The organism is Nocardia sp. CY41 (genome assembly GCF_009829325.1).
Taxonomy (GTDB): Bacteria; Actinomycetota; Actinomycetes; order Mycobacteriales; family Mycobacteriaceae; genus Nocardia.
Genome location: NZ_VUOS01000005.1, coordinates 62,971 through 89,593, shown reverse-complemented (window position 1 = coordinate 89,593; position 26,623 = coordinate 62,971). Strand labels below are relative to the sequence as shown.

General features: G+C 67.0%; 1 protein-coding gene (cut by a window edge). It reads right to left on the bottom strand.

Features of this window, described 5'->3' with window-relative positions; genetic code table 11:
* Positions 1-26,623, bottom strand: partial view of a sigma-70 family RNA polymerase sigma factor gene (locus tag GVY64_RS05625; RefSeq protein WP_159839473.1) — the 5' portion only. Its footprint begins 16,586 nt before the window's first position; 26,623 of the gene's 43,209 nt are visible here — the first part of the coding sequence; it begins with the start codon at positions 26,621-26,623; the stop codon falls past the left edge of the window.

The window sequence follows — 26,623 nt, the reverse complement described above, 5'->3', positions numbered from 1 at the left end:
CGAACTGTCCCACCGCGTGTGCACACGCCTCGCCGAAGACTTCCCGAGCTACTCGCGGCATTCGCAGGTTTGCCTGAATCCAGGGGAATACGTTGTGCGCGAAGCGCTCCCGGAGCAAGGCGACGGCCTGTTCGGTACGACGCTGCGCGAGTAGCTGTTCGAGCTGCCGTCGCAGCTGTTCCGGCGGTACGTCGCCGGGCCGCCCCGGCGTCGCGCCGCCGTCCGCCCTCGGCTGTCGCTCGGGATCCCCAGGCGTACCCGGCTCGGACCGATGCATGTCGGGCCCGGCATTGCCGATCGGTAGTTCGGGTTCGTGCTCGCTGTCGCCGAGATCGATCGCGACGGGGTCGGCCGGTCGTGACTGTTCGCCCGGTTCGCCGGGCGAACGTTGCTCGACGGTCCGCGCTATTTCGCGGTCGAAGCGGGCCTGCCACTCGGCATCGGATTCACCGTTCGGCATCGGGTAGTGTGCGCCGTCGGACAGATCGGCGATTCGCACCGACAGGCCGTCCAGGTAGGCGTCGATCAGGCCCGGCCAGACGTCGTCGTCGAGTTCGTCGGCCCCGACCTGTAGCAGCTGCCCGTCCAGAAGGAGCTTGATCAGTCCGTCCAGGGCGTCGACGTAGGCGAGCATGGATTCGTCGCGTCGGTTGGAGAATGTCCGCCGCAGTTCTGCGACTACGGCGCGCCACGCGCGTGGGTCTTCCTGTTCGGGACCGACCCCGAATCGGTACGCCAGGTCATCCCGGAGTCGCACGAGCAGGTCAAGGGTGTCGGCCAACGTGGTGTGTGGCGGTTCCGAAGCGCCTCTGGAGGCCAGGAACTCTCTGAAGATGCGGACAACGTCCTCGTACCACGTTTGCCGCCGGTTCATGGACTCGAATACAGAGTCCGCGTCGTCGATACCTTCTCGGATCGATTCGAGTTCGGCCGGTGGAAATTCCAGATCGCCCGCCAGCAGCCTTGCCATCGAGGGGTCGAGGTGCGGCTCGAGAAACGAATTGCTGAAATCGATCGGAATCAACCGAACACCGTGGTCGACCCCCAGGTTCGCGCCTTCGAATCGATCCCACGTTCGTAGCAGTCGTTCGGCCAGTACCAGTCGCCGCCAGACCGGTGTGTGCCTGAAACGAGCCATGGAGGAGCTGTCTGTCGGATTATCGACGACTTCCGACGCATATTCCACCAGCAGGACGAGACCGCGTTTGTCACGCCGCAGCATCTGCGGCGCAGGCACCCCGATAATTCTGGTTATCAGGCTGCCCAGCTCCTCGGCATCCGCCTGATCGAGGTCGCGGACCGTCTTCTCGATTGCGCGGAAACCGTTGCGATAGGTGATCAGCACCACCTGCTCCGACATCGTCGTATCACCCGAGTCGCCCTTGAGGGTCTTGCGTTCGCGCACACCGGAGGCTTCTGCCTCAGCCACTTTGTCAGCGAAGGACCGCTTGTCGACGAGGTCTTTCATCCACGCGATTGCGTCGGGATCGTCGTAGAACTTCAGCGCTGATTCCGGTTCGTCATGGACTCCGGACACCGTCCCGACGGTAACCCGGCCATCCGTGCCGACCTGTACGCGCCAGTAATCGATGGGAATCTGGTCTTGGGCTGCCATCTCCCGGAGGATGGGATCCGCCAGATCGAGCAGGTGCTGCTGCCCGCGCAATGGTGAGGCAACCACGATCCGCATGGTTCCGTCCTCGCCATGGACGACCCCTACACCTCTGCCGAGTTTGCGCGCACCCGCTGCCGCCAAGAAATCTTCGGCCGCGAGCACCGCCAACGCCTCACGCACCTCGCCCACGTACTCGTGCCAGGCTTCGATCTGCGGCCTGACCTGCTGGAATCTATCGTTGATCGCGGGGAGCGCCTCGTCGTCGAGGAGTACCTTGACCGCCAGGTGATCGAGGACGCGCCAGCGTAGCACAGCATTCAGTCGTCGGGCCTGGATGTCTTTCAGCCGCGCTATTCCCTCGGCGATCTGGTCTGCGTTCTTCCGGTGCAGGTCAGCGGCATCGACCCCGAGCCGATCTGCCTGACGCAACACTTCGGCAACCACTTCGGCGGCCTCGTCCTCTGCCCACTCCAATGCTCGGCGCGCACTGGGCGCAAGCTCACGGGGTTCGTGCGTGTTCGGCTGCGCGGGTGCGGGATGCTCGGACTCGGTGCCATCGCCAAGGTCGATGGCGACCGGGTCGATGCGATCAACGGTCGACGTCGGCTGCGTATCGGAGGTAGTGGATCGCGTCGCCGGCGTCACGCTCGCTGGTTCGATCGGCTCGACACCCGTCTCGGTCACGACCACGATGCCGCGCCGCTGCTGCGTCCAGCCGAGCTCGGTGGCGGCCGACTGTACCCGGTTCGCCGCCTCGGGATTCACTCCACCGCGGCCGTTGAGCACGCGATCTGCCTGTGCTTTGCTTACCTGCGCCCGAGTGGCCACATCGTCGAGCGTTACGCGCCGGAGCGGGCCTCGGCTCAGCACCCGCGACATCAACTCTGGTGGGAGTTCCCCGGCCAACACGTGCGCGATCCGATACAGCGCGCCCTTGACGGTGCTCTGGCTGCGGCCCGTCGCTCGAGCGACTTCGGGTTGCGAGAGACCCTGCACCAAATACAGATCGGCGTATTCCCACTCGGTGCGCGAAAGCTGCGAGTAGCACCTCCCCAGCACATCCGGGTAGTGCGCCGCGATCGCCTCGATCAGGAACATCGCCGAGCCGTCGGTCAGCAACACACCGACGGACAGCAACGTCGCCAACCGTGGCGCTGCGGCCTGCCGCAGCGCGGCGACCCGCGCCGGCGACAAACCCAGCGCCTTCGACTTCTCCTCGACGGTCAGCTCGTCGGAGTACAACAGGGCGCCGCCTGTTTGCAGTCCCGGCGGAAGTTGACCGATGCATTCTGTCAGCACTTCCGGTGGTGCTGATCGGATGATTCGAAATGCTCTGCCGCGGCGCGGATAGTCGGCGGTGCCCTCATGGACCGCCGGGACCGGTGACTTCTCGTCGGGATGGTCCACCACGACGCCGGGTCGCCTACTTGCCCATCCGAGCCGGGCGGCCTCCGTCCGAATCTGCTGCTCCGTCTTCGGATCGGCGTGTCCGCCACCAAGTACCCGGCGCGCCGTCCCCTCGGTCACTCCGGCCCGAACGGCTATGTCCATCAGCGTCACGCGACGAAGTGGGCCCGCCCTCAGATAACGCCGCACCAATGTGGGTGGAAGTTCCCGCGCCAGTATGTGGGCGATTCGTCGCAGCAGCTTGTTGACTGTCGTCTGCTGGATGCCCCGGGTACTCGCTATGTCACGTGTCGAAAGCGCCTGTGCCAAATACTGATCGGCATACTGCTGCTGGAGACGGGTGAGTCGTGGGAAACACAGTGCCAATATCGCCGGCTCGTGCGCGTGGACCGCCTCGACCAGCAGTAGTTCCCAATTCTCCGACAACAGCATCGCCGCCAGCAGGTCTGCGATGTCATGTTGGCGTTGTCGCACCGAGCCTGCCGGGCGGCTCAGTCTTTCCGCCGTGACGGATACGGGCAGTCCCTCCAGGAGCAGCAGCGTTGCGATGTTCTGGTCTCCCTCGGAGAGGAACGGGATCAGGCGCCGCAACTCGTCCTTCGACGTCGCGCGGACGAGCTGCAGTTCCTTACCTCGCTGCTGGTACGGCACTCGATCGTGATCGGTGCGTATCACGGGAACCGGTGAATTCGACGTCTGTTCGTCGCCATCCGCGACAATTCCGGTCCGTCCACGTCGCACACCTAGGCGACGCGCGGCCGCCCGGACCCGCTCGATCGTCTCTGGTCCGGCATCCGGATGACCAGCGAGAATGCGTTTCACAGTTGCCGTGCTGACTCCCGTTTCCCTGGCGACATCGGCCTGGGTGGCCCGGCGGAGCGGTCCGCCACTCAGGTACCGCTCCACGACCTCCGGCGAGAGCGTCGAGGTCATGCGCCGTGCGATGCGGTGCAGCATGCGGCGAACTCGTTTCGGCCTCCAGCCCAGCGCCGTCGCGATTTGGGGCACTGTCCGACCCTGCTGGAAATATGACTCGACAACTGTATGCTCGGCCTCGGGCGCCGGCCCCGTGGCCGGTTCCAGCAGATCTCGGTCGTGCGCCCAGACCGCCTCGACCAGCAGCAGCATCTCCTCATCGGTGAGTCCGCTGGGATGCGGTTCGGAGCGTTGCAGGGCGGGAGAGTCGATGTGGGACAACGCCATCGACACGGTGCGAACCGCGTTGTGCAGCCGCTTGCGGATGAGGTCCTTCTTACGCCCCGTGGCGGCCGCAATGTCGGCCACCGTCTGCCCCATGAACCAGCGGACGAAGTATTCGCGCGGTCCGGGGCGAAGGCGTCGAACTACGCTGCCGAGCAGTTCGAGCCGCTCATGCTGAGCTGTTCGAATCACGGCCACATCCGGGGCCAGGCGTTCGTCATCCATTGCAAGCGTTTCGCCGCCCTCGGCAAGCACCGAGGTGAGGCCTTCTGCATCGGCCGCGAGTGCGGTCAATGCCCTGACCAGCGGGCCGTGCTGCGGCATTTCCGCCGCGAATTTCCGGCCCAGCTCGGCACGTGCGCGAGCGATCAGCTTGGTCACTTCACCCCGCGCAGACCCTAGGTGGTCAGCTACCTCGTCCGGAGAATAGCCTTCGACCACAGTGAGCCAGAGCACCGTGCGAAATTCTTCGGGCATCGATTCGAATGCCAGACCAATGGGGGTTTCCTCGGAGATCTCCGGTGTTCGCACATCGCCCAGCTGGATTCGATCGAGTGCGGCCATATCGTCGGTGGGGACTAGTCGGCTGGCGCGAGCGCCGGCGGCGTACGCCCGGTGACGAACGGCTGTACGCAGGTAGGCGCCGAAACTCAATTGTGGACCGTCACCGCGGCGGATCCTCACGAGCAGGTCGGCGAAGCAGTCGGCCACGATGTCCTCGGCGTCGGACCGGTCGCCGAGAATCTCCATGGCGGTACCGATACCCCACCCGTAGTACCGCTCATACAGCTGGCGGTAAGCGCCGGGGTCGCCCGCGCGAACTGCGGTGATCAGCTCTTGATCCCAGGCACGTTCCCGGCGCCACCGCTCGGGGATGTTCGCGTCGTCCCGGGCTGCGTGCGTGTTCGACTGCGTGGGTGGGTGATGCTCGGGCTCGGTGTCATCGTCGAGGTCGATCGCCACGGGGTCGATGCCCCCGGGACGGCGCGCTGATTCGTCGGTCCGCGGCGTCTGATCGGTGGTCTCGGTCGGCGCGGCAGGATTGCGCGGGGCGTCCGTGGCGGTGCTTGCGGCGTGGCGGGCTCGGATTGCTGCTTCCAGCTCGTTGCGCCCCTCGATGCCGAATTCGGCGTAGATCGATGTGGCTTGCCTCTGCACCGCCCACGGCGTTATTTCGAGTTCGGCTGCGATTTCTTTATAGGTCTTGCCTTGCACGAGTCCCGTGAGCACCCGGAACTCTTGCCGGGTCGACCCGATTCGGGCGAGTTCGAGCGTCCCGGCCAGTTTCTGGTAGGCGATGCGAACGTTATCCGGTATTTCTCGCTCGACGATGTGTCCCATCGCCGATGTCTCGATGAGTCCTCGCACCTCGTTCGCGATGGCGGACAAGAGTTCCCGTCCGGTCATGTCGGGCAGGCCGTAGCGGAGAAAATGTACTTTCAGGTCGAGGCGCAGGTAGTCCCAGATTTCCGTCAGATCCGACATCATCTGTTCGGTGTCGATTCCCAGGTCCCGGAGCTCCCGGATCCATTCGTCTGACGACTTGGTGCGCGCGGTGATCAGCGGTGTCTGCGGACCCGACCGAGCGTGTGGAACGTCCTCTTTGCGAGTGCTGCCTGCGTTCCGCGCGGCCTCGAGGAGGGACGCTCTGGCCTTCCAGGGTGTCCAGCCGACTCGATGCAGCACTGGACCGGGCCGTGAAACGCTCGCATCCAGCGCTGCGGTTCCCGGCGGTGTCTTGCTCTGTCCGGGTCGAGCCCACGGGGTGGCGCCGGGCGTCGCGGCGCCCTGCGCTGATTGCTCCGCCGGTCCAGCGGCGCGCGACGGTTGGGGTGTGACGGGCGCAGATTTGTCGGGGTCGCCGAGATCGATGGCGACGGTGTCCGGTCTGCGGGGTGCGCTCGGCGCGGTGTCTTCGCTCGCAGGCTCGTCGAGGGCTCCGAGCCGCACGGCTTTCATCAGCATCGGAATTCGCTTCGCCTCGCCGAGTACGTCACCGATCCGGGCTCGGCGGCGCTTGACGGTGAGCGTGGCGACGCCCAGCACTTTGGCGATGGCCTGATCCGTGAGGCCGTCGGCCGTCAACTGGAGAAGTTGGCGTTGCTCGCGGGACAGTTGGACGGTACCAGCCGGTGGTCGATCCCCGTCGTGGATGAATCCCTGGCGCTTGGCCTCCAGGACTGTCCGGATGGGGCCGGCGGTACCGAACTTCTTGGCCGCATTCCTCTGGTAGTTCGTGACCGCCTTCGTGTCGACATCCAGCCGTCGCCCGATCTCCGCGTAGGTCAAACCCTGGTAGATCAGGTTGAGCACCTCGAGTTCCCTGCTGGTGAGCCAGGGCGATGACGTCGTCGCGGTGGGGCTGCTGGGTCGGGCGATCCGAGGTGTGCTGCTTGCGGCCCGAACCGGCAGTTGGGCACGGAAGTTCGCGGCGGCCGCCACCACCGTGGCCAATTGGCGGGCTGCGACCCAGAGCGCATCACGATCGGATTCGGTGCCGTCGGACGCGGTGGGCGGCGTGCCCTGACCCGCGGGCCAGAAGGCGCGGACCAAACGGTCACGCCGGTGCCTCGGCAACCCCTGCAGGATACGCCGTACATCCGTGGTTCGGGCTTCGGCCAGCAGCCGGACCAGCGGATCGGTTTGCTCGAGTTGCGCGCACTCGGAAACGAACTTCCGGATGCTGTGCCAGGGACCCGCGAAACTGTGATGGTTCGAGATCACCTCTCGCGCAATGTTGTCCAACCACAACTCGATATTTCGGTTTCCGACCTGGCCGAGGCGCGCGATTGCCGTCGCGCAGACCTCGTCGGCAATGTGGTGCGCCGCCCGCTGCCCGAAATCAGCTACGAGGCGCGGCAGCGAGGTCTCGAACCGTCGCCGGAGCAGGGCGGTCGCGAGCTCCGGTCGTCCGCTCGCGACATGCTGTTCGAGGACCTGCCGCAGCCGCGGTGCGCTGTCCCAGGGCGTGCCGAGCCTACTGGCGGTGTTCGCCTCGTGAGTCGTGCCGTCGTGCTGTGGCCCAGCGCGATCCGACGAGTCCCGCGGCGGTGCGGTGTCCGGTTGTCGTGACCCGACCGGTGTGGGATCGGCTTCGTCCGTGCCGAGGTCGATCGCGACGGGGTCAGCGCCTCGATCGGCCGGAGTCGCGGGGCCGTCGTGGTCCGTCGCGGTACTCGCGGGGGTGTCGATGTTCGCGGCCGACAGGAATCCCGCCGCGGCGGTCACGTCGTCGGCTGTGCCCGCTTCGATGCCTGCCCGTACCAGTGCGCGCGTGACGGCGCCGAGATCGCCCGGGGCCTCGGCGAGCGACTGCCGGACGATGGCCGCGACGGGTTCGGGGTCGTCGGGGCTGATCGGTTCCCACACACCGTCCGTCAGCGCCAGGACGACACCGTCACCGCGTATGTCTCGGGCCTTCTCGCGCGGTTTCAGCCCGTCCAGCGACCGGCCCAGGTTGTGGGTGAGACCCGGCCCGCCGATCGCCGAGTGTTCGGCTTCTTCACGAGTGATGTCCTCGAAGACGTCCAGCACATCCTGGACCTTCGAGTCGTCCCTGGTCAGCAGGATCGGCGGGCCGCCGTCCAGCGGAATCCAATACGCGCGACTGTCGCCCACCCAGTCGACGGTGAGCCGTCCCGACTCCATCAACGCGACCACGATCGTGGTGGCGGGCGGCTTGTCTGCGGGAGACTCCGGGGGCAAGGCGAGTACCGCCTCCTGGGCGGCGGCCACGGCGCCCTCGACTATGGCCACCGGATCGATCCGGCCGTCGCGGTCGGCCCGCCGCAGCGCCGCCACCACGAAATCGTGGGCGGCTGCCTTGGCTGCCGCGGAGGCGCGGTGGCCGCCTTTCGGCCGGGACAGACCGTCGTTCACGATCAGTGCGGTGACCTCTTCGCCACCGACGTTCACTCGGATGAGGGCGAAGGCGTCCTCGTTGTGCGCGTGCCGGCCCCGATCGCTCGCTGCCGCAACCGCGCCCAGATCCTCCACCGTCAGGTTCTGTTCGATATAGCGCCGCGGTGCGGTTTCATCGGAGCCGCGGGGTTGCTCGTCATGGTGTCCCGGTCCGGCCTGCGCTGCGGGGGCATCGGGGGTTCGATCGGGCGACGCCGACTCGACTGGACCGGGCTCGAAGTGATCGCGCTGCCGGGGCTGGGTCGGTGCGACGAAGTCGGGTTGTCCGTTCGCGCCGGGCCAGACGACGGGTGCGCCGGGTTGCGCTGCCGGGGGAGCGGCCGTCGCGCGATGCTGCGGTTCGCCCAGCATCTCCGCGATATTGCGGACTGCGCGGGCGGCCATGCCGTAGCTCTCGGCGGCTTGCGCGAGTCGTCGTTCTCGATCGGTCGCACCGGCCAGGGCGGCGGCCGCAGTGTCGCGCAGTTCGGTCGCCGCCAACAGCTCTGAGACCGCGCGGAAGTGATCGAGCAGGAACGAGAGGCGCTCCCGGCCTATCCGGGGCGTACCCCATTGCTCGGCGAAGGTCAGCAGTTCCTCCAGCCACTGCGACATATCTCGCAGCGCGTCATAGCGCCGCGTGGCCTCGGTGAGCTGTTGGCGGTCGGTGGTGGGCACCGCATCTACCGCTGCCCCCGCGTCCGTCATCTCCCCGAAGACCGTTTCGGCCACCACGCGCAGCCGTTCGGTCTCTCCTGGCCGCAGGTGGTCCGCGGGCCGGGTCACGATCGGCGTATCTGTTTGCGGGCGGCCGCGCGCCCAGACCTCGGCGACGCCGGCGAGAGCCGATCCGAGCCGGATCTCCGCCGCGTCCTGCCGAGCCCGCAGGACGGCCGACGTCTCTTCCCGCAGGCCCTGCTCGTAGGCGGCGTTCGCCTCGGCGACTTCGTCCGCGCGGGCCGACCATGCCGACATCTGGTGCGCGAACTGCTCCAGCAACCGCAGCCGTTCCGCCGGGACCCGCGCATCCGGCCGGCGCCGCGCGGCCATCAGTTCATCGATCAGACCGGGTGCTCGATTCAGCACGGGATCGTTCGAAGACTCCGGTGTGCCCACCAGCCGCGCGGCGACCGCATCACGCAATGTCCGCAACTGTTCGGCTTCACGGAATTCCGCGTGGTGGGGCTGAATGCCTGCGGGTGGGCTTTCACCGTGACCGGTGGCGGGGCGCTCGCTCCAATTCACCGGCTGGTGGGGGTGAATCCGTGGAGCGCCGGGTGTGGGCGTGCTCGCTGTCTCCGGTTCGTCGGGGTCGAAGTCGATGGCGACGGGGTCGGGTCCGCGGGGTTCGTCTGCGGCGGTCGGGGACTCCGCCAGGGTGGCCTTCTCCGTCGCGGCGATTTCGCGAGCGAATCGTTCGTCCCATCCGTCGTCGGGCCGGGTGGTGAGCTCGGTGGAGACGGCGCGTGGTGTCGCGAAGGTGGTCGATCCCGCTGTCAACGCCCTGGTGACCCTGGTGAGCAGGCCCTTCGACGTTCGTGCGCTCAGATGGGAGAACCAGTATGCGACGATATTCTCAGTACTCAGGCCGTCACTATCGCTCGGTTCGGCGATGACCCAGCGCCCCGTGGCGTCCTTCGCGATCGGAACGGTGACACGCATGCCACCGACGACGATGTCGGGCATCCAGGTCGCGATTATCCGGCCGGGCTGCCGGGGGTAAGTAGTGGAGGCAGCGGTCCACTCCCGGGTTGCCAGACTACGAGCGACTTCCCGCGCGGACAGCGGTCCCTGTTCTTCGACCAGTGACGCGATTCCCTGCTCGAGAGACTGTTCGTACCAAGACGTTTCGCGCTCGGCCAGGCGTTTTCCGATCTCGACGACCTCATCCACCTTCAGTTCACCGACGCCGAACTCTCGGTAGCGGATCTCGTCCGGCTGGTAGAACGCTTCCGGTCCGAGGTCCGCGAGCCACTCCGGGAACGTGACGCCTCCCAGTAGCTCCAGGTAGGAAGCGCGTAGATAAGCCTCGAGCAGCGCAGCCGCGGGTTCGTCATAGCGCAACTCATCCAACTGAGGATCGTGCGAGTCGGCCGGGCGTTCGTACAACGCGATGTGATGCACCGTGCCGTCCGGCTTGGGTATCACCTCGACGAACTCGACTACGAACCGCCGCCGGGGCGGATAGACGTCCTGGAATTGCGGATGGAGCTGAACGAATTCGCGCAGCACCTGGGAATGGCTGCCTTTCGATGCCGCCACGATCAGGGTGTTGTAGACGCCCCGCACGCGCTTCAACGCGACATGTGGACTCGCTTGGTATCTCTCGATGCCGAATCGGGCGTCGTCAGCCGACCGGCCCTCGAAATACGCCAGCGCCATCGGTGCGTGCAATTCCTCCGACATGGCCCGCATCTTCTGCAGCGCATTCCGATACCGTTCGAGAGGTCCGGTCAACAGCCGAACCTCGTCCTCGCGGCGTTGGATGCGATCCAGCTCCGACGGGTCGGCCGGTTTCGATCGTGCCTCCTGCACAGCCGCCCGCAGCGCAGTGAGTTCCGCTTCGCACCGCGCGACACTCCACGCCTGTGGCGCCGGTCGTTTCGGGATCGGCAACCCCACGCGGCTCAACAACTCGTTTTCGGCCCGAATACGTGCGGCTGCGACGTTTTGCGTGGCTTGTGCCAGTTCGTAGCCCAACCTGTCGACCGCCTGCCGCAGAGCGCCCAACTCTGCTATTCGCGTGCGGAGATCGGCCGCCGATCGCCCGGCGACCGCCGCGGTCTGCGCGGACGGGTCGTGTCGGTTGGTGTTTGCGCCTGGCTCGGCCGTCTTGGACTCGCCGGAATCGGGGACTCCGCTTGCGGGCCGGTCGCCAGCAAGATTGTCACCGGGACGAATCCGTGACGCTTCGGATGTAGGTGTGGTCTTCGGCGCCTGTGGTTCTGCGGATGTGACGGGGTCGGGCGCATCTGGTTCGTCGGGGTCGAGATCGATGGCGACGGGGTCGGGTCCACGGGGTTGCGTCGGTCGGGCGCCTTCCGGCTGATCCGTCTGGCGAGCGGCATTTGCCTTGTGTGCCCGGTGTTGGCCGCGGACATGTTCGGCGTCGTCGAGGAGACCGGACTTGTCGCGATACTCCTCGACCAGCGGGAGTGCGCGCGCCTGGCTGGAGTTCAGCTTGCCTTCCCGCTCGAGATGTAGCAGCGCCCTCAGCAACCTGTCCACCGCGGCCGCGGTCGATAGATCTGCCCGCCCCTTGCTGAGCTCGAGGAGCTCTCGTCGCAGTACCTCGACTTCCTGCCGCAGCATCTTCAGTTTTCCCGAATCCGCGACCAGTTCCCAGATTGTGGGCAGGGGGGCCGAGGCGCGGTCGTTCTGGTCCGTCGGCGCCGGGTGGGTGGAAGGCGGCTGTTCCGGCGGTTCCGGTGTGGCGGGGTCCGGCGCGTTGGGTTCGTCGGGGTCGAGGGCGAGGGCGACCGGGTCGATTCGGTTGCCGGGCGTAGGCGGGTACTGGCGATCGGTGTCCGTGGGTGTGGTGGACCGGTTCCGCGTCCCATCGTTCGCGTCGGTGGGAGCGGAGTCCGAGCTGGTGGTCGACGGGCCCGGGCCGCGTCCGGTCAGGTCCGCGGCGGTGAGGTCGATGCCGATCGATCCGCGGGTGTCCGGATCGGATGCGGGTGTGTTCGGTGGTTGATCGGTGGTGGTGCCGGGCGCTGCGGATGGCGGCATCGGCACTTCGAACCAGATGGTTTTGCCGCCCGCGCGTTCCAGGATCACGCCCCAGGCCGAGGCCATTGCTTCGAGCATGCCGAGGAAGAAACCGTGGGTGTCGGCGACGATCCCGGTTTCGGCCCATTCGGCGGCTTGGTCATCGGTGAAAGCGGCGGCGCTGACGGTGCCCTGGGTGGTCGCCTCTTGCCGTGCGGGTAGGCCACGGCTGGTATCGCTGATTCCGACGTGAATTGTATTTTCGGCGAGCCGGATTCGTACCCGGGCGTCGCCTTGGTCGGCGTAGCGGTAGACGTTTTGGACGAGGTCGGATACGAGGACCGTCAGGTCGTAGGGATCAGGGTGACCGGCCTGTCGCAAGCGCTGTCGTACTGCTCGCCGCGCGAGGCTCGGGCCCTGTTGCAAGGAGTCCCGCGGTATGGGCAGGTCGAGGATGAGGTCGTGGGGTGGTTGCGAGGGGTCGCTGGTTTCTGCGGTTTCGAAGAGCTTGAACCAGACTCGTTTTCCGCTGTTGCGGGGGAGCGCCCAGCCCCAGGTTTCGGTGTGTGTGTCGAGGAGGTCGACGGCGCGCCACCCGGGGCGGTCGCCGCTCTCGCGCGCCGGCAGGGTGCGGCTGCCGTCGCTGACGTGGATCTCGATCCAGCGTCGACCTGGTTGTCCGTGGATGGCAGCGGAGATTTCGGGTGTTCCGCCGCCGTCGGCGCGGGCTTGCAACGCGAGTTCCCAGGCGATGGCGGCGGCCCGGTCGGTGTGTTCGGCGATGGGCCAGTCGGCCAGCGCCCGGTGCAGCGGTTCGACAGCCGCGGCGATGTCCTGCAGATTCAGGCATCGGGTGGCGGTGTCGACCAGGTGACGGAGTCCGGCGGGCGCGTCCGGGCGGTGCGTGAGTGCGCGGAGGTGGTGCAGCGGGTCGCTGCTGAGGCGGTCGGTCCATCCGGTTCCCGGCTCGGGCAAGCCGAGGATGTGAGCGAGTTCGTGGTCGAGTCGTTCTGCCCGGCCTTGCCATTGGGCGCGCTGGTCGGGGGTGGTTGGCTGGCGGGCGAGTCGCTGGGCTTCGGCTTCGTGGGCGAGGCGGTCGACCACCCAGCCGGGGAGCCGGGTGAGGTCGGCTCGGCCGGTGGCGTCGCGGCGCTCGGTGTCGGTCATCGATCGCAGTTCGACCTCGATCTGGTCGAGTACCTGCATGACCGCGCCAGGCAGGCTGTTCTGCAGGGCCGTGGCGACATCTGCGGCGGTATGCGCGGCCGTCTCGCTTCCATCAGCGTCCGGCGTCTGCGCGCCGGAGGCTGCCGCCGCGGCGACTGCCATCGGTCCGTCCGGGTGGTACCAGTATCCGACCTCGTCGGCGGCCCGGCATACCCGCCTGATGACGTCAGGCTCCCCGACACCCTTCTCTGCGTCGCGGACGACGGCCTGCTCTGTTCCTGCTGCCGCGGCCACCTCGTCGCGGCGCGGTTGTGGCCTGATGCTCGCCGGGACGAATTCGTCCCCGACCCACCGCGCGGGACGCAGGCGCTGCTCGACATAGGTCGGATCGATCAGCGCTGCCATGTCTTCGCGATCGGGGAGGACACCCAAGTACTGGGCCGCGACCAAGATGCCCTGCATGGACTCGCTGTGCCACCGCTTTCTCGAGTCGGATCGTCCGTTGAACGCACGGCCGACGGTTGACGCTGTCACACGCGCCAACCGGGCTACATCCGCCGCTGAGGGTTTCCGTGCGGCTTCGTCCGGGTCGAGCCTCCGATAACGGGCAGCCAGTCGGCGAGTTTGCGGTGCGATCGTGTCGTCGGCAGCAACGATTTCGGCATACCCAGGGGTCACTTCGTCCGGGTCGATCCCCAGGTTCTGCGCCAATTGGCCGCGCAAAGCGTGTATTTGGACCGCGTCGAGGGGGACGGGTGCCTGCTGCTCAACGCCCGTGCCCAGGAAAAGCTCGATCGCGTCTACCAGATCCCCGAACTCCGGCGAATGTGTCACGCCCGCGACCCAATGCAGTTCGGCCAGTACCTCGCCGGTACTCATCGGACGGGGAGGGTTCAGTTCCCGCAGCCCCAGTAGTTCCTGCAGGTCGTGGTCGAGCCTGCGGCGACGGTCGTCGAAATCCCGCTGTCCCAGCGGGTCCGCTGGTGCATCATCCGAGGCTCGGCCATGCGACTCGTCGACGTCGGATGCCCCGAGCTCGGCACTGTGGCGGGTCGCCGCCTCCTGATCGGAATGCAATTCGAGTTGGGCTGCGGTCCACCGCACGACTGCGCGTCCGTCGACGGCGCCCACCGCGGCAGGCCTCATGACCTGTATCTGCTCCGCCAGGAGGGCGACCGCCAAACGGACCGATCCCCGGCTCACCCGGTCCGGAGTCAGACCGAGCCGGTCGGCCAGTGCGTTCCGAGCCGCGTTCGATTCCGAGTTCGGTGGCATGGCAGTGGAAATCGAACGAACATCGTTGGCCGCCGGATTCGTTGTGGGAACTGCTGTTGGCTCGTGGTGCGGGCTCGGGGCAGCGGCGTCGTCCGGCAATCTCTCCCCGACCACGGGCGGATGCCCGAACAGCTCGTTCGCCAATCGATGGAAGGCTCTCGACTGCAGGTTCTTCGCGGTGCTGACGGCATTGCCCATCAATGGCGCGATCTCGGACAGCGGCAACCGTTGGCCGACGCGGAGTTCGACGAGTCGCCCTTCCGCAGGCGAGAGACGCTCCCGTACGCAGGCGTCGAACAGTTCCCGGTTGTCGCGGCGGGCGATCCGCAGTACCTGCACCAGCTGCTCACCCCGTGCGATCCGGCCTCGTTGCACCGGTGCCCCGGTGGATGCCGGACGCTGCTCGTCGTCTTCCAGCACTGCGGGCCTCAGTCGTTCCCCGGCCGACGGGAGGTGCCCGAAGAGCTTCAGCGCCAGTAGGCGCGTGGCTCGGGACTGTATGGATCTCGTTCTGGCAGTCGTCTTTCCCAGTGCCGCTGCGGACTCTTCGAGGGTCAGCCCCTGCTGTACCCGGAGTCGGACAAACGCCTGATCGGCAGGCTCGAGTACCTCGAGGCCCGCTTCGAAGGCCTTCCGGTTGTCGCGGTGTGCGTCGGTGAGCACCCTAACCAGCTGTTCGCCGCGGGATCGCCGTTTGCCCCGAGGCGGCGTTTCCGATCGCGGCTTTTCTGTCGATGCTCGCGGAGTACCGTGGACGTCGCTGGCCGACGGGAGTTCGGAGGGCGCGCCTTGTTGCTCCTCGCCGCGCGCCTCGACGTCGCCGACCAGCTGTGCCAACCGCCGGATCGCGGCCCGGTCCAAGTCGACCAACAACTCGGGCCCGTAGCTCTTGAACGGCGGTATGGACGCGGCCTCCGCCCGGCCCAACTCCAGTCCGAATCTGCGGTACAACCAGGCTCTTTGGTTGAGGGAAAGCCGATTCAAGGCCCACTCGAGCCGGTCCGCAGGTGCCGCGGCGATCCGGCGGACAACAGGCCCGGTTTCGGTCGCAGGCTCGCCTCGCAATTCGGCGAGCACCCCGACGCGGATGCGCTGTAATAGCCTGCGGGCCAGCATGTCCTCCGCGATGTCGTACAGCCATTCGCGGATACCCGCGCCCGCTGGAACGGGCCGGCCTTGCGCTTCGGCGTACCGGAATACTTCGCCGTTGACCTCCTGTGCCAGCCGGACCTGCGACGCAGGCACCTGCACACCCGCTGCCGCGGATACACCCAGTGCGCGGAGCAAGTGCCGGAATATCGCCTCGCCGTGCTGATTTCGCAGCGATTCGACGTTGTCGGATAGGGCGGCACTCGGAGTTTCCGGCTCGTCTGTACCATCGAGGTCGATCGCGACTGGATCGGTGCGATTAGATGTATTGCGATGCTCGCCGACGTTACGATTTTCCGGCGCGTAGTAGGTGGATCTGAGCATAGCGTATCGGGCTGACGACCGCGCCACGGCAGCGAAGTTGCCCGGCGGAACAAAATTCCGCAAGGCCACCGCGATCGCCTCTTCGCCAACCTTCATGAGCTCGGCCCGGTGCTCTGCTGAGATATCCCAGCCGCTTGCCAGCTGCTCTGCGATCCACGAGTATTCCTTCACAATCAGCTTCTCGGCCTTGGCCTCGATCGCGCTACCGACTCGCGCTGCGATATATTCCCAAATCAGCGGATGTGTGGCCGATTCCCGGCTCGCTGAATTCGAGTGCTTCGGGAAACATCGTAGTACGGCAATCAGTGAATCATTGGAGAAACGTAGTCGGTCACGAAGTCTCCGGAGCAGGGTAATATCGGGCCTACTGCGTCCCTTTTCGTAGTTCACGATCGTCGTGACGGACCTGTCGCACAATTCAGCGAACTCGGGCTGTGTCATTCTGTAATGATGCCGAAGTTCGCGAAACCATTCGTTTATTGATCCGAAGTCGTCGGGGTCCGGGAATTCCTCCGGTGCGTTCGATCTCGGAGCACCGGGCTCGATTCCGCGTTCCGGCGCCTGCGCGAGCGTGGCTGGTAGCGGTGTCGGCTCGTCCGGCGTCGTGTCCGGGGTGTCGTCCTGCTCGAGGACTGCGGCCAGTGCCCGGACGGCGCGGCGGTGCAACTGTTCGGCGGCACCGCGGCTGAGGTTTTCGTCCAGTACGGCGGCGATCTCAGGAACCGAGCGGCCCTCCAGGTACCGAAGCTCGAGGCATTGTTGCTGACGGTGATTGCCCAACTGCCGGATCGCCGTCCGCAGCCTGTCGAGTTCTCCCGTGTCGCCTCGCCCGGCCGCCTCGACGGCGACGGCAAAGGCGGCCTTGACCTTTCGCAGGGCGTCGCGATCCGGTGCCGGCCTCGTGCGCGTAGTGGACCGGGGGTGCCGCTCGTCCTGCAAGCGCTTGTATTCCTCCAACCAGGGCAAGAAGATCTGCAACAGTTCGGAGCTGGTGTACTCGGCGGTGCTGTCGGCCGACGGACGGGCCGACGTCGCCGCGGCTGTAGTCGTCGGGGTGGAGGTCCCGGATCGGGCCACTAGGTACCGAGCCATTCGCTGGGCGGCTCGCTCGGTCTGCGCCTCGGCGTCGGGGTCGACACGGTTCGCGGTCGCGGAAGCCGCGGGGGCAGATGATTTCGGCCGAGCGAGTAAACCGGTGACATGTTTCCGTTGCTGCGAGCTGAGTACGCTCAACGCGTCCAGGAGATCCGCGGGCCCCGCGTCGGCTATCGTGCCGGCCAGCATCTCCCGCGATATGTCATATTCGGCTGCAAGGTAATTCACCATCCGGCGCGCCGACATGACAACCGACGCGCGGACGGACCTGCTGTTCGTGCCGGACGCGAGCTGATGCAGGTTCAACCGGTCGCTGGGGGTGAGCGCCTGCAGCGCGCGATCGATCTGCTCGATGTCTGCTTCGTTCAGCAGATCTTCCGGTGTGGGCGCAGTGCCCTCGAGGGCGGCATGCAGGATGTTCCGCAGCCTGTCCAGCTGTGTGGGTGTGTAGGGACCGGTGTCCCTCGGTTCCTGTGGTGAATGGTCGTCGAGCGTTCCGGTCTCCGCGAGGCGTGCCAGGGCGTGGTCGTCCAGCCACTGCGTGACCGCATTCAGGCATTCGTTTTCCGCATACACCGGTGTGGCTGCCGATTCCGCCCGGCCGGGATGCTCCGCAGACTCGTCGGCTCGGTTCGCAATGTGCACGGCTACCTGCCGGACAACGCTGAGAGCCCAGGAGTCGAACGTTGCGTCGTCGTAGCCGAGTATCGGTGCCAACTGGGCGGGCGGTACGTTGCGCGCATACCGACTGGTAATGAGTTCCCTTTGAGTTGGGGTGAGCCTGTCGAGTGCTTCCCGGAGGCTCACCGGGCTCGCGTCCGCCAGCGCGGCGGCCAGCCTTTCCTGCTCCGAGCTATGTCCGGCGCCAATGGAAGTAACCAGTCTGTGAGCTGCCGCAAGTGCTATCGCGCGAGCTTCGGGCGTATCCGCTCCGGCTTTCACCGAGCGCAGTGCATTCCAATCGTCAGTGGTAAGTCCATGGAACGCGTGGTCCAACTGCTGCGATGTCGCGCGCTCCAGCAGTTGCTGTGGATCGGGCTGAGCGGCGTGCGTCAGGGCGTTGTGCAGAGCGGGCTGGAAGTGGCCGGGCAAGGCGGAGGGCTGCGGCTCGTCGGCGGCGGGCAGCAGGCCGGCCAGAACCTTGATCTGCTCGAGATCGGAAGTGCCGAGCTTGGCCTGCAGACGGAATCGGTGCCCCCGTGCCGTCGTTACCGGCATCCCCAACTCGTCACCGATCGCGCGGTCCGGTAGGCCCACCACCATCAGATCGAGGACCTGGCGTTCGCGTGGCGACAAAACGACGCGATCCAGTGCCACGGACGGGTTGTGGCGGCCGCTCTCGAGCGATCCTTGCCGGTGTGCCGCCAGCATGGCCGGGATGCGTCCGGTGGTATTGAATCTGCCGGGCAGTTCCGCCAGGAAGTTTCTCACTCGGTATCTGTTCATTCCGAGTCTTGTGGCGATGTTACGGGCGGAGAGCCCGTCGGCCGCCAAGCGGAGGATGGCAACTTCCGGCGGAGTCAGTGAGACGTGCGGAACGGTGTCGTCGGCGCCGTCATCGAGCCAGCCTTCCTGATCTGCGGCGAAGACGGCTCGTACCAGGCTGGTCCGGCCGAGCTTGGCGCTGGCGCTTCCGGCGTGGCGGTACAGCTGCGAATACGGGATCCCCATCTCGGTACTGATTTCCCGGTACGACAGACCCCGCGCACTCATGCGCAGGATATCGAGCTCTCGACCGGTCAAACCGCCGAACTCGGGGAGAGCGGTATCCATTTCGGCTTCCGGGATTCTGCGGCTGCCTGGCTCGTCGGGGTCGCTGAGGTGGATCGGGGCCGGGACAGCTGCCCGCGCGTGGGACTGACTGTGCTGTTGCCAGAACTCGGGTGGGAAAGCCGATCTGCCGTCAGGTCGTCCGGGCTCCGCCTGTGATGAATTATCCTGGGGCGCTGGCGTTTCGGGTGTCTGTGCGGTGCGATCGGCGGTCGATGCGACCGTGGCGTGGTGCTCCGCCTGGAGCCGGGCCAACTCGTCGAGCACGAAACCGGTGTCGGGGTTCAAGTATGCGATTTGCTGTTGCGCGTAGTCGGCGCGGGCGGTGGGGGACATGGCGCGCCATCTCGCGGCCAGGGATGCGGACGGGCCGTTCGGGGCGAGGCTCGTGCCGAACTCGGACGCCGCCGGGACGGATCCGCGATAGTCCGCTTGCACCAGGGCATTGCGCTGTTCGGCTTCCCGCAACACCTGGAAATACGGGATGTCTCGAAGCAGGGCTTGCAGGACGTAGGCGGGATGTGTGCGATCGGCCGGTGCGGTCCTGCCGAACGCGTTGTTCGCCTCGGCCAGTGCTTCTGCCGGATTGAATACCGCGAGGTCGCCCATTCTGGGCTCGTAAGTGCCTATTTCCGTCGCCTGCGACTCTTCACCCGCAAGTCTACGGTTGTATTCCTCTGCCTCCTTCAGCTTCTTCCTGCTGCTGCTGTACGAATCGAGCTGGCCCAGCCAGTCATCGAAATCGAGGTCCGGTGGCAGCATGCCGGCCTTTTTGAACTCGGCGAAATGGGTGTAGAGGAATCCGAATGCTCGTGCCTCTTTGGAGTCTTCGTAGTCCTTCCCCTGGACCGCTCCGTCTCGTAGATGGGCGATCGGCTTTTCGTCGTAGCGCCCCTGCCGCGCGGCTCGATCCTGCAGATGGCCCATCTCGTGACTGACGGCGTCGTATGCGGGGTCGCCGGTCGGGGCCATCAGGTGGCCTGCCTGCACCGCCTTCCGCATGGCGTTTCGGAATCTCTCCGGGTCACCGAAGAGGTTCTCGTTCAGGACCATGAAGGTCGGAGCGTCCTTTTCGATGCCTTCGGGCGTCCAGATACAGGCACCGGTATTGCCGACCATGGGGGCGACCAGTACGACGTCGAGCTTGATCTCCTGCCCTGCCGTGAAACCGTCGACTATCGCATTCCTGATCGACAGAGCCGTGTCGACGGAGATCCCCGGCTTGTCCAGGCCGAGCACTTCGATGTCGAACGTCTCGAACAACTGCCGGGCGATGGCCTGCTTGGTTCTTCGATCGGCCTCGGCCGTCCTCGCGGAATTCGCACGGTCACGGTTGTCGGCCGAGGGTTGCCGTTGCCGGGCCGTCGGATCGGCCGCCCGTACTGCGATCTCCTGCGCGACCCACCCGAACAGGGTGACTTGAGCGTCGGTGAGGTCGTCGCTGCGGGATCTGGGATCGAGCGCCTCGTTGACGAGTCGGCGTACGGCGGGATTCAAGTGATTGAGGCTGTCGAGCCACGTGTTCCGCGCCTGGCTGAGCAGCCAGTCGCCGATGTCGACGCCCGGGGGGACTTGCCAGCCGGCGGCTTCGGCGGCGCCGAGCGTGGCCCGGGCGACGGCGTGCGCCAGGAGCTGGATCCGCGTGGGTGGGGTGCCGTGCTCCGTATCCCCGCCGAGTACGGCACACATGGCCTGGGCGGTGGCGGGGCCGAAATGGCGGTCCAATGTCTGCGCTGCGGATTGGTCTCCCCGCTGCGCCCGTTGCAATGTCTGGGTGCGGTCGTCGGCGGGCAACTGGTCGAACGGGACGGTGGTGCCCGCAGCGGCCGCGAGGACGGGCTGGGCGGTCGGCACCTGCGCGACCAACTGGGCGACGGCTGCGGTGTGCGCGTCTTCGAGCCGCCGTCCTTGCTGCAACGCCGTCCCGGCGTCGGTGACGAGTTGACGCTGCGCCGGATCGAGCTGATCCAGGCTGGTGCGCAGCAGATTTCGTGCGGTCTCGCGCACGTGGTCGGCGACGTCGGCGCCGATGGGGATCCCTTGGGACTCGACCTGATCGAGTGCCGCGTCGCGGACGGCCTGCGCGACCGGCAGCAACGGTGCGGCCGCCTGTCCGCCGGGTGCGTCCAGCACCTGCAGGAGGTGGCGGAGGGTGCTGTCGCCGTGCTCCTCACGCACGTTGGCTGCGACCGGTGGGTTACCGGAAGCCAGGTTGGATGCTGCCCCGGCGGCGAGGCCTGCGGCGGTCGGGACGGCGGTGCCGTTGTGGGTGGCGGTAGGGGCGTGCGAGGTCGCATGTGAACCGGTCGCATGCGCAGCCGCGGTCCCCGCGGATTGGGGAGGGGGGTGCTGGGGTTGCCGGGTCGCGGTGCTATGTGCGTCCGTGGGTGGGGCGTTGGCTTGATTGGCGCTCGCGTATTTGGCGGCGAGCTGATTCTGCTCGACGGCGTCCTTCATCGCCGGGACGGCATGCTTCCACAGGTCGGACTCGGCGTTTCGCAGCGCCGTTTCGGTCCTGTTGAGTTCGATGCGCGTCGCCTCGGTGTTGCGGGCCTCGTGCTGTTCCTGGGCGGCCCGGTGGGCCTTGACGGCTTCCGTGTACTGGACGATCTGCTGCGTGACGCCGTGGTCGGTGACCCGGCCCAGAAAGTCCTCGGGGGAGACGTAGTGCACCGCCGAACCCGGGGTGCCACCGTGCTCCCGGTCGTCGCCGGATCCGCCACGGGCGCCACGACCGTCGACCTGGTCGTTCACCCGCTCGGAATACGACGGCCCGCCGCTGACCTTGACGTCGACACCGCCGAGATCGATCACCTCCTGCGACGGTGTCGGGTCGGCGCCGCGGCCTCCGTCCTTGTTGGTGATATAGATGGTGCCCTTGTCCCCGAATTCCTCGATCTTCTGCCTGACCAGGGCCTCGGCGTCGGCATTGCTACCGCCGTGCTCGGCGTAGAATTCCGCGTCGACCACCTCGAACTTCAGCTCGAATTCCGCGCCGTGTTCTTCCTTCGCCGCTGTGCGGAGCAGGTCGACCAGTCCGATCCGGCCGGCATCCGGGTCTCCCCGGATCTCGCCGTTGTCCATGCACACGACCCACTGCGCACGGCCCGTTTGCTCCCCGTCGACCACATGTGCATCCCGCACGATGTCACGGGCCAGCTGCGTGAGTTTCGCGTGCGTGTTCTCGTAGAATTTCGGCGGTTCCACGACCCGTTGCGATGTATAGAATGTCGGAAGCTCCGGCACCGGCCCCACGCCGTACAGGTCGTAGGTGATGCCCTCGACGCCCTTCATGGTCCCGGACAAACCGGACGGTTCGAACAGCAATTTGCTGCCGATCAACTGCTGATCCGACATGCGCAGGGAATGTTCCTGATTCGCCCGGACCGGCAGCCCTTCTTTGAGGTCGACGAACTGACCGACGTCCTGCCAGCGCACCTCGGTCGACTTCGTTCTGTCCCACATCGCCTTGTCGTTGGTCTCGTGAGCGAGGATGCCGATCTTCGCGCCCTCGCCGTCGTCCGCCCGGGTGATGTAGTGCGTGCCCTTCTCCAGCCCCCAGCGGGCGTTGGCGGCATCGGCGTACAGCTTCAGCTCCGAGTCGGTGACCGGTCCACCCGCCACCTTCTCCAGCTTGGCGACCGCCGCCGGGGTTGTTTCCGCGGCCCACATTCCCCGGGTGTTCTCCGGCCTGTTGAAATCCGCTGGCGTCAAACCGTGTTCGCGCTCGGCGGTCGTCAGCCGATCCCAGATCCCCTGCAATTGGGCGACCACCTCGGGTGTGGCCTCCTGCGCCGCTCCAGGGGAAAGCACGCACTCGGAATTGCCGTCGAAGATGGTGTCGAATTCGTCGACGGTGAGCTTGCCCGCCGGGAACGGGTCGTACCGGAGGTCAAGTCCGTGGTCGGATGCCGCGGTATCCAGCCGTTCCTTGATCAGATCGATCGACGGTTTCGTGTTGAGGAATTCTCGCAGTGCGGTCACCTCCTGGTGCGACATGCCACTGGCCGCGAGCTCGTTCATCATCGAATCCGCGACCTTCAACGCGCGGAACAGGTAGTCCTCTTTGGTGCCCACAACGATCCGGCTACGGCCCGGCACCGGCTCCGGCAGCGGACCGTCCTGATCCATCCGGACCACATCGATCCCGGTATCCGAATCCGGCCGCGCCACGAATGCGTGCAACTCACCGGCCAGCTCACCGGCGAGCAGATCGCTACTGGTCCATGCATGTGCGGTGCCGTGATCAATGGCGTCGGACACCTTCTTCATCACCATGACGATGGTCTTGCCCTCACCGGTCTTCATATCGACCGGTCCGTGTTCGAGCAGCAGGAACGCCGCGGCCTGCGTCTCCCGCACCAGCCGATGCCGGTCGTCACCCCGGCGAATCCATTCCGTCATCGCCGCGACGCGCTCCTCCCGGGATCCCCGCGCCATCGTGTCGGCCAACGACTCCGGTGATGCGTGCGCCAACGGGCTCGTACCGTCGGCCGTGCTGCCCGGCTTCCGCAACTCCCCGATCGCGCGACCGGCATCCAGGGCCGTGCGTACCCGCTCCTGGGCAACCACGTCGAACACGGCGTCGCGATCGGTGAGCACCCCGGCCTCGTAGTCGTTCATCAGCGAAACACCGGCGTTGTCCGAGATTTCGACCAGGTCACGGGCTCTGGCCTGGGCTGCGGCGTCATGCCGGGCTACCGCCGCCTCGTACGTATCCCGGCACTCCGCCAACTTCACCTGAGCCTGGCGGAGTTGTTCCTGAGCGGCCCGCGCGGCTTCGACGGCCACCCGGTCCTCCGCCGTGCCCGGCCCGAGCAGATCGCGTATCTTGTCACCGAAGCCGACGCGCGTGGCCCGCTCATGCTGCTCCGCCACCCGTACGGCCTTCTCCTGCCGCTGCAGCTCGGCATGGGCGGCGCGCTCGCGCTCGGCCGCGGCTTCGACACGCTGCCGGTGGTGTTCGCGCACCAGCTCGTTCTGCTGCCGCTCCGCCGCATTACGCTGCTCTACTTCGGCTCTCGCCCTCGCACGCGCGTCCGCGGTGGGGTCGGCATCGCGAGCGGTGAGCGGCGAATCCGAATCCTCCTGCGCACGAACGGGTTCGGATTGGGGTGATGGCGCGTCCGTGTCGTCGGCGTTATCGGATTTCGTCTTCGCTTGCTGCTCATTCGCGCCATCGTCACCCGCACGACCGCCGGGGGTATCGTCTCCGGTGGTATCGGACTCACCGGGCTTCGGTTGCGATGGTCCCGCCTTGTCGACTACATCGGGATGCCCCTCGGCCTGTTGCCCATTCGCGCTGTCGTCCGCGCGTGCGTGCTCCGCTGTATTCGCCTCATCCGGCTGCGTGGGTCGCGCGGTCTCGTCGCCTGTCGCGCGACCGTGCTCCGACTCCGGCTCGGCGGCAGCGGGCGGTGCGGTCCGGTTGTCATTGTCGGTTGCGTGGGTGGTCGCCGACCGTGACGGGGCATGGCCGTCCTCGGCCTGCCCGCGCGCTCCTTCGACCGGTTCGACGGCAGGAGGGCGCTCCGCGGCAGCAGTCTTCGGGGCCGACACACGTGGCGGCCGACTGCCTCCGGCAGCAGCGGGCGAACCACCGGCAGCGGGTGTGCCGGGCTGGACGCCTGCGGCCGGTCGCGCCGAGCCGCCCGACGGCTGCGCGGTCTGCCGCTGCTGTCCGGCCGCGTCCACGAACCTGTCCCCGCCGGGTGAGCGCGGACCGGAATCACCGCGTTGTGGAGCGGGCGGCAGGTCGGTGGTGATCGTCATACTCGGGGACACGTCGTGGTCCGATGACCGGCCGTCGGCCGAATCCTTGTGCGGCGCCGCCGGTACCAGCTCGGGCACGGCCGGTTCGGGATCGGTGGCGCCGTCAGGAGCCCGTTGTGCCCCCTCGCCCTCGGTCGCCGACACGGTCGGGCTCTGTTGCGCGGATGCGTCGTGCGGATCCGTCGTGGCGGGTCGCGGACCGGATTCCTCGTCCGCTGCGACACCTCGATGCCGTACCGATGACGACGGCCCGGCCGCCGGATCGTCGCCGCGGGCATCCGCGACGGCGCGGCCTCGCCCGCCCTGCCCCTCACCCGCTGTGTCCCGGCCGCCGGGGTGCGGTCGGGCCGTCGCGGCGGCGTTGTCCGGCACCGCGGCGTGCTCCGGCGTGGAATGCGGCGCCGACGAGGTGTTTGCGGACCCGACCCGGTTACCGTGAACCGACCCGGGCGCGGCATCGGCCGGTCGAGCACTGCTTTCGCCGGTATCCGTGGGGTGTCGCCGCGCCGAGTGGTCGGGCCCGTCTGCCGGGTGATCATGTCCGGTTGTCTGCCGTGCTGTGCCCGCGTTCTCGGCGGTGCTGTTATCCGAGTCGTGCGGTGCTGGAGGCAGTTCACCGTCGGCGGGAGCCTTCGCGGCACCGTTGATCTCGGAATCTGTCTGTGCGGCAGGTGCATTCCGTGACCCGGGCGTCTCCGCCGGCGTCGGATCCGTCCCGATGCTCGGCACGCCGACCGGGTTGACGGTGGACGCGATGGCGGCCGCGGGGAAGGTGACGGTCTTGACGGGATTGACGTTGTCGATCAGGGCGCCGGGCATGCCTGCGGGCGGTTCCCAGTCCATGCTGTTGTTCGGCACGGAGAACGGCTGCTCCGGAGTCGGCTTGTACTCCTTCGGCGGCGACACATGGGGTGGTTGAGCGCCTCCGTCAGCTTTCGGCGTTGTCCCTGCGGGGGCCGGATCCGCGGGTGTGGCAATGGCATCGGAGGGGGGCTTGGCGGACTTGACCGGGCTGAAGTTGTCGGGCGACACACTCGGCAGATTCGTGGGCTGCCAGTCGGCATTGTTCACTGGGAGTGTGGGACGGGCCGGGGCGTCCACGGTGGCCCCAGCTTGGCGCAGCAGCGCCACAAGATTGTCGATCTGTTGTTGCTGATGGGCGGGGGAGGGGTTGTTCGGATCGAAGTCGGCGGTGACGATGCCATGCGAGCGCAGTGCGTCGACGAGCGAAGCAGGCGACGCTTCGGGCGCGGTGACATCCGGGGCGGCGGCGGGGGCGGCAGTCGTGTCGGGAAGTGGTGCCCGGCTGCGCATCCCCTGTGCCGCGAAGCCTGCCGCGCCGATGAATCCGCTGCCGATACCGGGGATCAGGCCCTCGGTGAAGGCCTTGCGGCTGAACGGCTGGTCCGACAGCGCAAGCGAGACGGCGGTGCCGCCGAGAGCGCCGACGGCTCCGGCTCCGGCGCCGACCATGGTGGTGCCGGCGAGCTGCAGGGCCACCCGTCCGGCGGCGCTGTTGGCGTTCGCGCCGATGGTGGCGACCTTCGGCCCTGCCCAGAGTCCGAACATCATGCCGAACAAGCCACCGACAGCGCCGGCGGCCGTCGCCACGCCGACCGACGTCCAATCCATCTGTTCGCGGTCGCCCTTGGCGACCTGAACCGCCTGGGCGCCGGCTTGGGTGCCGCCGCCCAGTGCCACTCCCATCACGATTCCGTTGCGCAGCAGCACCATCGAGCCGCGTTCCGCGGCCAGTTCCGCACCGCGTCCGGAAAGGAATGCCACGAATCTCATCCACGCGCGCTGCGCCGCGGTTCGGGTCGCCATCTGCGCTATGGCGGCCTGGATCGGACCACCGGCCGCGAACATCAGTGCGCACCGGGCCAGCTGGATGGCCAGGATCACGGCCATGCTGATGATGACCATCTTCTGCAGCTCGGTGGCGTTGGCGCTCTCGTAGAGCTGCCTGGCGAGGCTGTCGCAATTGGTGGCCAGCTGTCGGAAGCGTTCGGCCGTGCTCCGGTGCTTGTCGGCGATCGCGGTGACGGTGGCGCCGTGTTGGCCCTCGGGCGGCTTTGCCTTGGCTTCGTGATATTCGGCCTGCCCACGACACCATTCGGCCTGATCCGACCAGGCATCGGCGGCGCGTCGTTCCGCGTCCTCGTCGCCCAGCGGGAAGTGCCCGGCGACACACATCACTACGACCGGGGGGAGCCAGTCCGGCAAACGCAGCGTCAT